Source organism: Caldiplasma sukawensis, from assembly GCF_052315375.1.
In the GTDB taxonomy this organism is placed as follows: Archaea; Thermoplasmatota; Thermoplasmata; order Thermoplasmatales; family Thermoplasmataceae; genus Cuniculiplasma.
Map to the genome: position 1 here is coordinate 1 of NZ_JBLSDG010000010.1, position 14160 is coordinate 14160.

General features: G+C 33.7%; 16 protein-coding genes and 1 tRNA gene. 6 read left to right on the forward strand and 11 right to left on the reverse strand.

The genetic code is table 11. The annotated features are described in order from the left end of the window. Positions 1-558: 558 nt before the first annotated feature. From ACNF4Z_RS05765 to ACNF4Z_RS05785, 5 genes are all read left to right on the forward strand, one after another. Entirely contained in the window at positions 559-1920 is a 1362-nt protein-coding gene (locus tag ACNF4Z_RS05765) for a hypothetical protein (protein ID WP_458328291.1), read from the forward strand. A gap of 30 nt (positions 1921-1950) precedes the next feature. Then, positions 1951-2559 carry a hypothetical protein gene (locus ACNF4Z_RS05770; protein ID WP_458328292.1) on the forward strand — a complete coding sequence of 203 codons (609 nt, stop codon included), beginning with the start codon at positions 1951-1953 and terminating at the stop codon, positions 2557-2559. Positions 2560-2612: 53 nt separating this feature from the next. Beyond that, a complete protein-coding gene (locus ACNF4Z_RS05775; RefSeq protein ID WP_458328293.1) occupies positions 2613-3179 on the forward strand; it encodes a UbiX family flavin prenyltransferase in 567 nt (188 codons plus the stop codon). 212 nt (positions 3180-3391) lie between these two features. Then, complete coding sequence (locus ACNF4Z_RS05780; RefSeq protein WP_458328294.1) at positions 3392-4420, forward strand: hypothetical protein; 1029 nt, start codon at positions 3392-3394, stop codon at positions 4418-4420. Between the two features lie 38 nt (positions 4421-4458). Further along, on the forward strand, positions 4459-5277 hold the full coding sequence (locus ACNF4Z_RS05785; RefSeq protein WP_458328295.1) for an SPFH domain-containing protein: 819 nt from the start codon (positions 4459-4461) through the stop codon (positions 5275-5277). Here ACNF4Z_RS05785 and rsmA read toward each other — a convergent pair whose 3' ends face one another. From rsmA to rrp4, 10 genes are read right to left on the reverse strand one after another with little or no spacing between them, the layout of a single operon-like run. Beyond that, positions 5278-5991, reverse strand: a complete 714-nt coding sequence (gene rsmA / locus ACNF4Z_RS05790) for a 16S rRNA (adenine(1518)-N(6)/adenine(1519)-N(6))-dimethyltransferase RsmA (RefSeq protein WP_458328296.1) — start codon at positions 5989-5991, stop codon at positions 5278-5280. It abuts the gene before it with no gap. Beyond that, complete coding sequence (locus tag ACNF4Z_RS05795; RefSeq protein WP_458328297.1) at positions 5988-6533, reverse strand: DUF655 domain-containing protein; 546 nt, start codon at positions 6531-6533, stop codon at positions 5988-5990. Before ACNF4Z_RS05795 ends, rsmA begins: the two co-directional genes overlap by 4 nt. Before the next feature lie 6 nt (positions 6534-6539). After that, the gene (locus ACNF4Z_RS05800) at positions 6540-6851 is read right to left on the reverse strand and encodes a hypothetical protein (protein ID WP_458328298.1); all 312 of its coding nucleotides are present in this window, start codon (positions 6849-6851) and stop codon (positions 6540-6542) included. After that, positions 6848-7150 (reverse strand): 50S ribosomal protein L21e, encoded by a 303-nt coding sequence (locus ACNF4Z_RS05805; protein ID WP_458328299.1) that lies wholly within the window; start codon positions 7148-7150, stop codon positions 6848-6850. The genes ACNF4Z_RS05800 and ACNF4Z_RS05805 overlap by 4 nt, the downstream gene beginning before the upstream one ends. Positions 7151-7155: 5 nt before the next feature. Then, entirely contained in the window at positions 7156-8328 is a 1173-nt protein-coding gene (locus tag ACNF4Z_RS05810; RefSeq protein WP_458328300.1) for a tRNA pseudouridine(54/55) synthase Pus10, read from the reverse strand. Between the two features lie 4 nt (positions 8329-8332). Continuing rightward, positions 8333-8467, reverse strand: coding sequence for a DNA-directed RNA polymerase subunit P (locus tag ACNF4Z_RS05815; protein WP_458328301.1), 135 nt, complete (start codon positions 8465-8467; stop codon positions 8333-8335). Then, the gene (locus ACNF4Z_RS05820; RefSeq protein ID WP_458328302.1) at positions 8457-8720 is read right to left on the reverse strand and encodes a 50S ribosomal protein L37ae; all 264 of its coding nucleotides are present in this window, start codon (positions 8718-8720) and stop codon (positions 8457-8459) included. Before ACNF4Z_RS05820 ends, ACNF4Z_RS05815 begins: the two co-directional genes overlap by 11 nt. Positions 8721-8726: 6 nt before the next feature. Next, positions 8727-9500 carry an exosome complex protein Rrp42 gene (gene rrp42 / locus ACNF4Z_RS05825; protein ID WP_458328303.1) on the reverse strand — a complete coding sequence of 258 codons (774 nt, stop codon included), beginning with the start codon at positions 9498-9500 and terminating at the stop codon, positions 8727-8729. Continuing rightward, positions 9501-10253, reverse strand: a complete 753-nt coding sequence (rrp41, locus tag ACNF4Z_RS05830) for an exosome complex exonuclease Rrp41 (protein WP_458328304.1) — start codon at positions 10251-10253, stop codon at positions 9501-9503. Continuing rightward, positions 10237-10962 (reverse strand): exosome complex RNA-binding protein Rrp4, encoded by a 726-nt coding sequence (gene rrp4 / locus ACNF4Z_RS05835; protein WP_458328305.1) that lies wholly within the window; start codon positions 10960-10962, stop codon positions 10237-10239. The genes rrp41 and rrp4 overlap by 17 nt, the downstream gene beginning before the upstream one ends. 116 nt (positions 10963-11078) lie before the next feature. Between rrp4 and ACNF4Z_RS05840 the strand changes: the two genes are divergently transcribed. Continuing rightward, positions 11079-11151: transfer RNA gene (locus ACNF4Z_RS05840), tRNA-Val, on the forward strand. 1544 nt (positions 11152-12695) lie between these two features. On the opposite strand, the gene ACNF4Z_RS05845 is transcribed toward ACNF4Z_RS05840, so the two are convergent. Then, positions 12696-12884: a hypothetical protein gene (locus ACNF4Z_RS05845; protein ID WP_458328306.1), complete on the reverse strand. Its 189-nt coding sequence runs from the start codon at positions 12882-12884 to the stop codon at positions 12696-12698. Positions 12885-14160: the final 1276 nt, after the last annotated feature.

Genomic DNA, 14160 nt, shown 5'->3' on the forward strand with positions numbered 1-14160 from the left:
GATTCCATGAACTCCTTCACTGTCTTCCTTACAATTTCCGATATCTTTTTATCAAACTCTTCCATTATTCATTGCCTCCTTGGGTTGTTCTTAGGAGGCATCCTTTTATGATTCATGAAATTTATCCATTGTTGATGGAGTTATTTCATTTGTTCTTACACAAGATTTGGGATACTATCTAATAATGCTCTTTATCATAACTATTTATTAAATAATAACAGTTTCATATTAATAGTACCATATTTAAAAAATGCATCATCCCTCCGAATAAATATAACAACCAATAACATCCTCAATTTTACATTTGTTTACATTTTCATTTTTAATTACACTATATTTATTCCAAAAATAGACTCTAATATCCAAAATAATTATATTTATAACACCTCATTAATAAAGTTTTACTTTAAAAGTTATGAACAACTAATTACAAATGTTCAGGTTAAATTATATTCTCTGGCAAAAAACCTTTCAATACTGATACTCAAAAAGAATCTAACTAATAGTTTTTTTACTTTTAATTTTACAAATAATGGAAAATATAAAATAGTTTTTTTGTTGGAATATTTTGGTCAAATTTTAAAAGCATTTAGTTATAATTTCTCAGTAATACTAACACAACCATTAATATTTATTAAAGGAAGTTTGAAAAAGAAATATTCTTTTTTTGGCGACTCAGATTTGAATCATTTTAACATATATTTATCTTCAAACATGAATGGTTCTTTTTTAACGAAAATATATAGAGACAATTCTATTGTTTATGAAAATTTTAGTTATGATCGGAATTTAGAAATAAACAGTATTGAATTTTCATATCTTTTTGACATTAATGGCAATTATAGAATTCAGATCAAATTTACGGGACTTAACAGGCTATCAAAGTCTATATGTTTTAATTTCAGCGTAAATAATTCACTGCCTAAACATCTTATCAAATCAAAATTTTATACAAATAAAAATAAATTGAACCTAACCTGTTATTACTCAGATTATAATTTATTCAATATAGAATTTCTAATGAAAAATACAAGTGAATATTATTTAAAAAATAATACAATTTATTTGAATAATAGTGGAATATATAATATAAAATTGATTATTAACAATATTTATGATAATTACATAGTACAATGCATCACAATTTCATATCAAAACGAAAAACCAGGAATCAATATTACTGTTAAACGACAAAAGAACTGCCACATTATATTCTCAATATCCACAAATTCAAAGATAAAATATTTCAACGTTTCTTCAAATTGTAATTTTGAAATTATAAACAATTCAGTTTATTTCAATCCTATAAAGGATGGAAAGTTATTTTTAAACATTTCAATAATAGATTTTTGTGGAAATGAAAATTTTGAAAATTATAGTTTAAAAATACAAAATATAACTTGCATTAAAAATGTGATGATAAGTTATTTTTATTTAATAACAGGTTGGAATACTTACATTAAGTTGACGGGAGAATGTCTAAATAAAACAAAAATTGAAACATATTTGAACGGTAAACCTCTGTTTTCAGGGCCTTCAGGTTTTGTTCCATCAGATAATTTTGTTGAGCAATTTTGTGTCTTAGTTTTTTATGAAAATAAAACAATAATCAAAAAAGAAATACTCTATGGCGTTTCAATTTCTGCCTACTTATTGATATTTGTGTTTCTAATGGAAACAATAATATTTCAAAAAATATGGGAGAATAAGGACACTGAAAACTTGATTAGTATTTTAAGATCCTCTGATGATATCTCTTATAAAAAGATCTATAGAACTTTAAGAAGAATGTGGTACAGTAAAAAATCTATAAAAAACGCCATAAAGAAAGAAAAGAAGGAAGGAAATATTAGAATATTAAAGGATCCGGACGGTAAAAAGAAAATAGCTATTTTAAGTGATAAGTTTAAAAAATCATAAATACATCATTTATAATTCAGGTTAGGAACTATGAATAGAAAACTGATTGCTATCATTTTATCATTTGTTGCCATATCTCTTTCATTTTTAACCCTATACGCATATGATTCTCCAGTTAACAATTCTACAAACGTTTCTGCAAAATCCTACAATTCTCCTCTGACAAATATTACTCTTCCACCAGCTACTTTACCTACAATAAAGTATTATTACGGTCAAAGTCAGTCTGAAGTCCAGATTACTACAACAGACTGGAATAACATTTTCAAAAATGTATTTGACAATTCATCCATAATATCATACAACTTTAGTTCAAATGCAACACAAGACCTGATTATATTTGATGTCAGTTATACCACACTTAATCCTTATGGAATGGAATATGTTCTAGCCCTTTCGCAGGTAGGTGGGCTTTCTGTACAAAATGAAACAAAAGCATTCTGGTTAACCGCAAATCAATCCTCTCAAATAAAGGGAATGACAAATTGGCAGGCCCTAAATGCAGGTGCCTATCCAGGCTTTTCATGGAGCAAGCCTAAGGTAATTCCACAATCACTTACGGATGAATACATAGTAATCATGTTAATTTTGATAGCTTCAATATTCGTAGCATACTTCATTCTGAATAGAAGAAGATAAGATGAATAACATATTTTTATAAAAGGTAAATACCATTTTTCTTATATTCCTTTATGAAAAAAATAGTTCTTGGAATAACGGGTGCATCCGGTAGCATTCTTGCAAAAAAATTTTTGGAAACAAAGGGGAAAGACGTTGAAATTCATATGGTGGCATCAAAGAATTCCAATCAGGTAATCGAATATGAAACAGGAAAGAGTTTATCATATTTTCAAGACCTAGCTGACTATAATTATGAAGATGATGATGTGGCGGCCAGGATAAGTTCAGGAAGTTTTATTTTTGATGCAATGGTGATAATGCCCTGTTCTCTCAACACCCTAGCAAAGGTTGCAGCTGGAATGTCAGATTCCCTTATAACAAGATGTGCTGCAGTTTCACTGAAAGAGAGAAGAAAGTTAATCCTCGTTCCAAGAGAAATGCCTCTCAGCAAGATTGCAATAGAAAACATGCTAAGACTCACAGATGCAGGAGCAATAATAGCACCTGCTATGCCTGCATTCTATACAAGACCTCAATCAGTTGATGATATGGTAAATTTTGTGGTTGGAAGAATAATGGATCTATGTGGAATAGAAAACATACTTGTTAAGAGATGGAAATCTGAAGAAAGGGATTGAAAAAAATTAAAAAAAATCTTCATTAAAGAGTCAGGTTCCAATTATTTACATAAATCTTTGTGTAATAGGTAAACTTTTATAATTACACTTAAAAAGTATTAATATAATTATATATATTTAAAAATTTTGAGAAAAGACAGATGAAACCAATGTATTATATATCATTGGAAAATTCAAAAATATAAATGATTGATGTTTTTCAGAGGGTCTAGATGAGGTTTACAGAACTGGAGAATCACTGGTATGAAATATTCGTGGAAAGTGATGATGATTTATGGTATATTAAAACCATCATAGGAAAAAACAGCAAAATTCATGGGACAGTATTAAGAAGGGAAGAACAGAGTCAGGATATTGAAAGAACCAAAGAGATCAGGAGAAAGCCTGTTGAAGTTACAATTATGGTAGAGGAATGCGAATTTAAGGCTTTTTCTGATAAACTGAGAGTATTTGGAGTGATTGTGGATGGTCCTGAAAATCTTATGGGTTCACATCAGGCATTAAATATTGAAAAAGGGATGTCATTCAGGTTTTACGATGAAAAAATAGGAAAGTTTAAAGAAAATATTCTCAAAGAAGCTGTTTTGAGGAATGTTAATGACGCCCTTGTAGTGGTCATGGATGACGAGGTAGCGGAAATTTACATGATAAAATCATACGGAAACAAGAAGATTGGAACAATCTATTCAGAGAAAACTGGAAAGGAATACAACTCTTCATACAGAAAAGAAGATTATTTTTTGAAAATAGAGAAAATTATCAGATCAACTGGTTATCACGGACATGTTATAATAACAGGTACAGGATTCGAGGGAAGAAATTTTCTTGAGTGGTATAAAGATAGAGATACATCTTACCTTTCAGGTTTATGGAATTTTCAATCCTCCTCGGAGGGAGAATCTGCAATTTATGAAATAATCTCCAAAGAAGAGGTAAGAAAAATAATAGGAAATAACAGACAGGCAGAGGAATCATGGTTTATGGAAAGATTTCTCTCTGAATTGTCAAAAGACGGAAGGATAGCGTACGGTAAAGATGAGGTTAGAAAATATGCTGAGGCGTCTGGAATAGAGGAAATTGCAGTCATAGAGGAAATGACAACTATCGCACATATTTCTGAAATTATAGAAATGGCTTTAAACGCTGGATCAAAAATTATAACTGTTAGCAAAGAGAGCAAATATCATGATCAGATCAAATCTTTCGGAGGCATAATTGCATTGATCAGGTTTAAATTTTAAAAGCATACATATAATAACCCTGATTATTATATGTATTCATGAGCTATTTATTGGAAGGGTTTGTAATATTCATTATATTTGTGATAGTGATAATACTGCTATCAGGAATTCACATATTGAGAGAATGGGAGAGAGCACCGGTACTTACACTGGGTAGGTTTGCAGGAATAAAGGGCCCTGGAATTATATTTGTGACGCCTTTCATCAGTAGAATACCTGTAAAGATTTCACTCAGAATGCAGGCCATTGCATTCAAAACTGAAGCCACCTTCACCAATGATAATGTTCCAGTGAACTGCGATTCAGTCATGTACTATCAGGTGATAGATCCTCAGAAGGCAGTTTTGAACATTGAGAATTTTGCCAATGGAACAAGCCTTTCTGCTCAAACAACACTGAGAGAAGTGATTGGTAAATACTCATTTGATGAGATACTTTCAGAAAGAGAAAAAGTAGGGGAGTCAGCCAGACAGATAATTGACGAGAAGACTGAACACTGGGGAGTTAAGGTTTCATCTGTTGAAATAAGGGATGTAATAGTTCCACAGTCTCTTCAGGAGGCAATGTCAAGGCAGGCCTCAGCAGAAAGGGAGAGAAGATCAAGGGTTACACTTGCACTTGCAGAAGTGGAAGCAGCCCAGAAAATGGTTGAGGCTTCCAAAATGTATTCAGACAATCCTTCAGCTCTTCAGCTCAGATGGATGAACATTCTATATGAAATAGGGCTGGAAGGAAAGGGAACTCTCATGATGATACCTGCAAATACATTGACAGCAGGTGTTGCAAATCTGGGCATATCTGAATTTGCAAAACAGCAGCTGGAAAACGCAAATAAGAAAATGGATTCTTCACAGTAATCAACTGTTGAGGATCTCTCCAATCTGTTGTATATTCAGCTCTTCCACCCTCATATCCCTGAACTGTTTGGGAATCCAATCCAGATAAGTTCCCATTTTTTTTCTTCTCTGGCTGAACATCTCCCTTAATTTTTCTGACATCCCTTGATTTATCCGTGAATCATTCTTTCGTCTGAATGAAACAAGAGCGCTTTCAACTTTAGGTCTTGGTTCGAATGAATTTTTTGACACTACCTTTTCAATTTTTATGTCAAAAACAAGATTGCACATCACTCCCAATCTTGAAATTGATGTTTTTCCACCATCTGAGTAAATCCTTTCCCCCAGCTCTTTTTGCATCATAAGGAGGGCAAAGGGAGAACCGGAATACGCAATCTTCTCAACTATTTCTGATGTTATGTGATACGGGATATTCCCGAATACATATTCATTATGCAGAACATAATCAAGAAAATTCATGTGAATTATCTGCAGCTGTTTTGAATTCACTTGATTATTGAATTTTTCTGAAAGAATGGACACGAATCTGTGATCGCTTTCAATAGCCTTCACATTTAGAGAATTGGCAAGAAGAGAGGAAGTTACATTGCCAGTTCCAGGTCCAATTTCTATAATCTCTCTAATGTTTTCTCTGATTAAGATATCAACAATAATTTTTATAATATTTTTATCCTTAAGAAAAACCTGTCCATATTTTTTTGTGTACTGTTTCATTTTCTAACAAAAAGATGGTATTTTTCATCACCAGAAAGTTCCTTTTCAATCCTTTCTGCAATCATTTTTTCAGGATGATGAAGAGTCTTTACCCTTGCGGTAAGATCCTCAAAGCTCTTAAATTTCTCCTTTTTTCTCTCCTCCAGAACAGTCCACATTGTTTTGTTTCCAAGTCCTGGTAGAAGTTCAAGTGTATGCATTCTGGAGTTAATTGAATCTGCATTATTGAAGAAGTCCACATATTTCTTCTCATTAGCCTTTACAATTGTTTGCAGTGTGTAAGGAAGTTCTGTCTTGGCCGAATTTGTCAAATCATTATAACCTATTCTTCTTTTAATTGTGAGTATTTTATCTCTTTTTTCAATGTCCTTCCCTACATATACTCTGTCCCCGATTGTAATAATTGCGTTTTGTTTTGGTACACACTCCAGAAGGGCAAATTCATTTTCTCCTATACCAAGTATGATATGGGTTTTGTGAAAAGATCTGTCTTCTGACCTTCCTTGTGGAAGGTTGTCGAGAACATATATGTAGTCTTCCATAGAAGTTCATGCTCTTGCACTATTAAAATGTGATAGAATTTGATCAATCTTTTCTTCACTCAGGGTCAATTTGTATCCTGAGAGTATTGCCATAATTTCCTCAACCTTTTTTGGTCTCAGATCTACTATCTTAACACAGATATCTCTGCTGAAACCTGTTATCTCCTCAATTTTTTTCAACGAAGCTTCTGCGGTTTTTGAATCCATCCCATTTACTCTTATGAGATAGTTATATTCATTAAATTCAATCTGATTCTTTGGTTCCTTCTCTTTAAGTAGAGATTCCGCCTCTGCCTGAGTAATGAATTTAACCTTCATTCCTGCACCTTTATTTTTGAAAGATGTATTGGTGCTGCAATTAATTCTTTCTTAACCCCACCAACCTTAATTTCAAGAATGTAACATCTCCCACGTTTATCTTTAATTTTTCCTGTGTATCCCTGAAACATGTGTGATGGCATACCCTTATGCACTGATGGGTTAATGTTTACCGCAGCATAATCTCCGATTTCAAACTCTTTCAAAAAATCGTTAACTTTAGGCATGCCTTTTTCCTTTATTCTCTTAGTCATTTTAATTCTTGAACCTGCTCTTGGACCATGAGACATTTTAACCATTTCATTCACCTTTTGATTTCTATAACATCCAGTTCTTTTATGACCAATCCAGATCCGTAGAGTTCAGAGAGGCTTGGTGTCGTTCTTCCGTCATCTCCGCTTATGAGTTCTTTTATGTAAGTTCCTGCTTCCGTTTCTATTTTTAGCATGGCAAATTTTTCCTGTATATCTTCTATTTCGGCCCTAATCACTTTCCTCTCTCTTATCATATCAGTTCTGGAATGTGCTACCCTCAATGGAGTTCTTTGATAAATAATTTTTCCATTAAGATTCCTCACGGCGTTTTCAAGCAATTCCCTGCTTATATTATCACCATCAACCCTCACGATCTTTGCATTGTAAACCTTCTGATTTCTGCTGTTTTTAACCTTAATTATATCTTTTCTTGTGCAATAACTTAACAGTTCAACCTTCACACCAGAATTGTTGCTGTTAACAAAATCCTGAATCTTTTCAAGCGGAACACTCCTTTTCCTTGGATTTTTTATTTCAATTACAAATTCTCTTCCGTTTCCAAGCATTCTAACATCCACATCCTCCCTGCCGGAGCCATGGAGTGTGTAGCCATCGCCATGGAGTTCGGCATTGATTGGCTCTCCAATTATTGATTCCACGGTATCCTTTATTTCATTTGGTTTTATCCATTTTGTCTGTGGAATGTCCCTGCGGAATTTCCAATATATGCCATAGATATACACAGGTCTGATCTGAAGTTCCAATGAATCGTAATTCAGATTTAGTTTGAACATTATTTCAGGATCATTTCTTTCCATGATCTTTCCGGTTCTTTCCTCCAATTTCTTTCCCAAAAGTCTGTTAAATGATCTGTTAATTGGCTCAAAATCATTCCCAAATATTTTACGAGCCATTTCCTCTCTTTTTGAAATTTCCTCAGAAAGGGTTGTTCCCACGAGAAAATTTCTGAATTCGTATTCAGAACTCATTTCAATAAGATAATCTGTATACCAGTTTACCTTTGAAAACAATCCATTACAATATGTACATTCTTCAGTATCAACATTTATTTCAAGACCAAAAAGTGCTTTAAATGTAAACAATATATGATCGGCCCTTTCCTCATTTGTCATTTTCTCCCCTAGTTGGCTGAAGAAATGTCCAATACAATTTTTGCACAATTTGTTATTTTTAAAAAAATTTAATATTTCTTCTAAACTCATTTTTTTATCTGGAATTTACTACTTTTTCAACACTTGGTCTTTCCATGAGGAAAATTCTAGATCCACATTCGCATTCAATCTCATTTGAACCAATGGATCTGTCAAGTATTCTTCCACATCTAACACATCTATACTGCATTCTTTTCCTCCGACTGCTTTAAAAAATCCTGTCTGTATTCTGGTGTGTATGATCCACCTGCAAACTTGAATTCGCAGTGTCTGCACTGCCAGATCCCTGAAGCAATCCTTTTCACCTTCTGCTGCCCGCAATGGGGGCACTTGTATGAAGCCTTTTTCTGATTGTAAATATCAAGCCAAGCCTTCCTTATTGTCACCCCATATCTAGGGCCAAAACGCCCTGCAGCACCAACCTTTAAAGTTCTTCTTGCCATTTAACTTCACCCGAAATATTTTTTCCTCAGTTCATTTCCTATTTCTTCCGACATATTAATTACCTTTTTAATCTCTTCCAATGTGAATGAACCTACATTTCCTTTTTGCATTGCCCTAATATGCCCATCCTCCGTAAGTGTAACAGTAATCCTTGCATCGGCCATCTGTTCTTCTTCCAGATCTGGATCTGCCATTATTTCGTTTCCTATCTTCACCATTGTCACTGATATTGGTTTTTTTGTGATTGGTAGTTTAAGCAAATTTCCCCCCCTTTCATATTCCGCAGTTGTCAAAGCAGCTACTGCACCAAGTGTACAGGCATCTATGAGATTCCCATCGTAATCTAGAACATCTATGTCAATAAAGATTATCATAACCTTCTCACCAGGCGTTATGCATAGTTTTTCCAGATCAACCATTTTGGACTCTCTTATTCCTCTGTCCACTACCCTGGCAATTTCTATTGAATCTTCATTAGGTGGGCCTGGCTCAAAGGTTGGAAAAGCCATGGGAAGCATTTCAACATTCGTTGTCATAACTCCAAGATTAGGGGTATCCGGGAATGGTTCACCCTCCTCTATTTTCACTCCAACAAGTATCTTTGTATGACCTAATTCCACAAAGGCAGAACCATGGGCCCTGGGAACATATCCAGTTGTTATGTTGATTTTTCTGAATTCATTCAGTTTTCTTCCGTCTCCCCTTTTTCCCTCTTTTAGTGATTTTAAAATAAATTCCTTCTTAATTTCTGAAAGTATACCTAATCCATCTTTTGGCATTTACTCCACCTTCTCCTCTTTCACTTCATCGTCATCCCTGAGGTATTTCTCGGAAAGGGCTTTTCTCTGAATCTCAGCGATTTTATCAACAGCTTCCATTATCATTCCAGTTGCCTGGTCAAATTCCTCCACAGACAAGTCACCATCCATCTGTATCAGAACAATCTCCTTTGACCGTGAAAGTACGGCTATAGGCAGGTCAGCTGATCCAAAGTTATCCTCTTCCTTTGACAGGTCAAGAACAACTTTACCCTCGACTTTTCCAGCAGTGCATCCCACAACCATATCTTTCATTGGTATGCCAGCCGAGGCAAGTGCAACTGAAGCAGCAGTTAAACTTGCAATTCTTGTACCTGCATCAGCCTGAACAACCTCTATGAACACATCTATTTGAGTTCTTGGGAACTGTTCTAGCATAACTGCAGCACTCAATGCCTCTGAGATTACCTTTGATATTTCCACTGATCTTCTGTCAGGGCCTGGCCTTTTTCTCTCATCAACTGAGAATGCAGCCATATTGTATCTTGCCTTGATCACTCCTTTGTCGATATCCTGTGTGTGTTTTGGATATGCTTCTCTGGGTCCATAAACTGCAACATATATTTTGTTGCCTCCCCACTCTATGTATGCACTGCCGTCTGCCTTTTCAAGGACATCCGTCTTAATCCTTATTGGCCTCAGTTCAGTTTCAGTCCTTCCATCCAATCTTATTCCCTTTTCATCCAAAAGTTTTACATCACTGGGTGTTCCCATTATTTTCACCTTCGTCCTTAATATTCAATCTTTCTTTAACTCTGTCCGTTAATCCAGTTCTATGGGCCTCGCTCTCAATATATTTTATGGCTTCCACAGCCTTTATTATATTTTCAGGTGCCCCATCTATCCATATAAGGCCGTTTTGTCCTATGACAATTCTGGTTCCGGTTGCCTCCTTTACCATGTTTATCATTGAACCATTTTTTCCAATTATCCTTGGAACTTTAGGTGCTGGAATGTAGACAATGTGACCACCTTCTAGTTTTCTCAGGCCCAGTCCAGGCTCTTTTATAGATACCCAGCTCTCCTTAATTTCGTTAATCATTATGACCTTTGCATACACATAGTCTCCAACATCAAGGAATTTCTTTATGTCTCCAGATACGGTCTTCCATGGTGTATCATTCATATGCATCATTGTAAGATAGGGTGATTTTATATCTATGGTCCAGGTTGAAGGACCAATATCTATAATTTTTCCTATTACTTTGTCGTTCTTCCTAGGAAAATAACTTCCCTGAAATGGAACAATATCTATAAAATCCTCACCTTGCTGTACTATACCAAAATAATAAGACCTGTATTGATTTGAAGAATCTTTGTAAATACCATTTCTCGGTTTTAAATTTTTCAGATCAATTATTTCGCCAGGGAAAACAATTTGCTTGCTCTCTGTCACTTCCTCCATCACTTCCTTTCCTTTCACACTTCCTGAGTATATTCAACATTATTATTTATTGTTTCCTTAGGATTTTGATCAACTGGCAATATGAATTTTCCTCCACAGTAAAGACTATATTATGTAGAAAAATACCACTTTAAGGGCTTGTAGTCCAGTGGTTATGACGTCGCTCTCACACAGCGAAGATCGCCGGTTCGAATCCGGCCAGGCCCATTTATATATAAGGTTTGGTTTTTTGTAATAATTAGAGAAATAAAGGTTTTGTAATCTAATATTGGGCATCTTTATTTTCTTTTTTCACTTTTTTTAAATATTAATAGACAGAGTTTTGCAATATAATAATATTAAAATAAAAATAAGTCACAGATTCTTTGTACCAAATCTTTCTTCAAAGTCTTCAAGATCAATCACATTAATGCGATGGTTAAAAAAATTGCCATTAAAGTCATACTTGCAAGGAATGAAATTAAATTATTATATTCCGATAAAAAATAGCGTGGATATGCACCTCAATTTTTAAAATGTATGCAAGAATTAAGATTAACACTAATAAGAAAGTTAATTTCAAAAACCTTTTTGTTCAACTCATTTCTTTTTTTCCCCTTTGATTTCCATCAGATTTTTTTATTTATCCATATCCCTGTTCTCCTGAATGTTATTATTTCCCCTTACGTTATTAATATGATCCAATTGATTTAAATCTAGATTGATGCCTTCATTTTTTTTTCTTTCTTCTGTTAACTTTATTAATTCTATTTACAAGATCGACTTCATTCTTTGTCTATTCTTTTATTTTCTCTATCTGTTCTTTAAACCTCCTAGAGTTTTTATCCAGAAATTAAGAAGATAAGAAATAATTAGAAGTCAGATATACCTTCAAATCACCTATTTCCTTACCCAATCTTTTCAGTGTTTTCTTCTGATTAGCACTAATTTTTAAGGTTATATCTGGGTTGAATATATGTTCCTTCAGAAACTTTTATAACCTATTTTCCATTGTGTCTATTATAAGTATTAACCTGTACAGGAGAGCATTTATTTTTTCGAATTCCGGTTCTGATCTGACGTTCGTAGACTTTTTTTTACTCATTTCTTCCATTTCTTTTTTCTTTTCCCTGAGTTCTGATACCAGTTCATCATATTCCTTTTAATTTTCCTTTATCTATCCTTTGAGCTTGTTCAAATTAAGGATATATTACTTAAACTAACTCAATATTTCTTCAAGATTTTTTTATTTTCTTCGATTTCCATTAGATCTCCCAGACTCTCTTAAGCCTCAGGTAAATAAAGTTGATTCCAAAAAAAATGTTATTTGCATTTTTCGCATATATCTTACGTAATGAGACGCACACATTTATAGTTTAGAATTCCATTTTCAAAGTCTGAAACAATCAGGAATCCATGAAATTTGCTATATTTCTGATACTTTCATTCTTATTTATCAAAATGGAATTTTAGAGTTTAAAAATAAAACTCTGAAAAGTTATATCTGTGTTTTTTATTTTCCGCTAATTTAAAAAAGATTTTAGGCCATATCTTTTATCGGGGTTAAATTTACTGCTCTCTTATCCTCCTTGCCTTTTTTTATATTCATTCTTTATCCTTGGTTTAGTGGAATTTGCTTTTTCTTCAAACATCGATTGGTAGTATTCCTTATGAGATAAAGAGAACAATGCATACGCAGGGTCACAGAACCTAAATAGCCTGCATGCTTCCTTCATTAAAACTTAATCGAAGTCATCACTAAATTCTACCATCTATTTTTCCTGTAATTTATTCACTTTTGTTTTTATTTTTATCAGCTGAGGCATTACTTCAAATTTTATTGGATCTACAGCCACTTCATATACTTTGTTGTACTTTCCCTCTTTAATTGCTTTTATTTTGTTTTTTATGTTATCACTGTTAAAGGTTGTGCCTAATAATCCGTCCTGAAAATTTAGCATTATTTTTTAAAGGTCATTGATCATTTTTTTGCCGCAGCCGGTATTTGGACCTACTTTTATATCTCTGTGTTCGTAAAGACTAACTCTAAACTCGGTCTTATTTTCTATGTAGTAATAAGTCAGGCATTTTTTTGTCCGCCAGTTTCATCATTTAAAGACATCATTTAAACCAGTGGGCATTGTAGTTTCTTTTTTCCTTAATTTAGTTAGAGTTGCTGACCACTGATATTAGAAGATCTTTTAGATTGCGGGGTTTTCAAATATTGGGTTGATTGGGGAAGCGTATTTAAAAATATCTTAGCAGTCATTAGTTTGGTCGTTGTTGGGGGTCAAAAATTTGGTTATGCAGTGGAATTTCCTAAATGATCAGGTATTCATGGAAAGGTTCGAGATGAACGAATCTTAAGTGAGACTAAACGATTAATGAAGAAAAGTATTCCAAATTCTGCTGGGGCAGATCACTTTTACTGCAAATAAAAACACTCATATCATGCAACAACTGATACCCATTTTGTTAGTCTCTCCGAGACTTATTTCACTTAGGCAGCTATTGAACAAATTTATGGAACCATGAACTTTTGCTATGTTTATGATTTTTTTCCCATTTATTAGTGGTAAGGGTTTTTTAAGCCAGACTCCATAAGAGAATTAAAGGTAGCAAACCTGCCATAAAACCTGCTAATTCTAAAATTAAATCATAGTTAAGCTAGATCAGTTTATAGCCTTCCTTAAAATTACTAAAAGCAAGACATTTATGGGCATCATAATTCGGCCTGTTATTCGGTGAATAATCCTGAATCAATTCAGGCATAAGGTAACATCTCTCCACAAGGGCAGATTAAAACCTATAGGTAGGCTATCTCTACGACGCTCTGTATCTAAGCATTTCTCTTGTTAATCCTCAATATTTTTTAATTTTTATTCAAAGTCTATTTGCAGTTCCGATGTAGAAAGTTTTATCTGATTCTGGGTGAGGGTCAACATATGTGGTTTTAAAACATAATTTATTCTTGAAGCTCACAAGCAAAATATTCTAAAGTTTCTTTCATGTCTATATCAAAGAATCGAATACCGTCCTTATTAAATTTCTTCGTGTATTCTGATAAAGTAGAAAAAACGTATGATATTTTCACTCTACAAAGAACCTAGTTCAACAGCTTTTGATAAAAGATCCTTTCGTAACAGCGGTTTCTATTTCTCCATAAGTGTACTATCGTATCAATAAGAAGCGCCTGAACCAATAATTGTCCACTTTTTATACACAGAACCATATGGT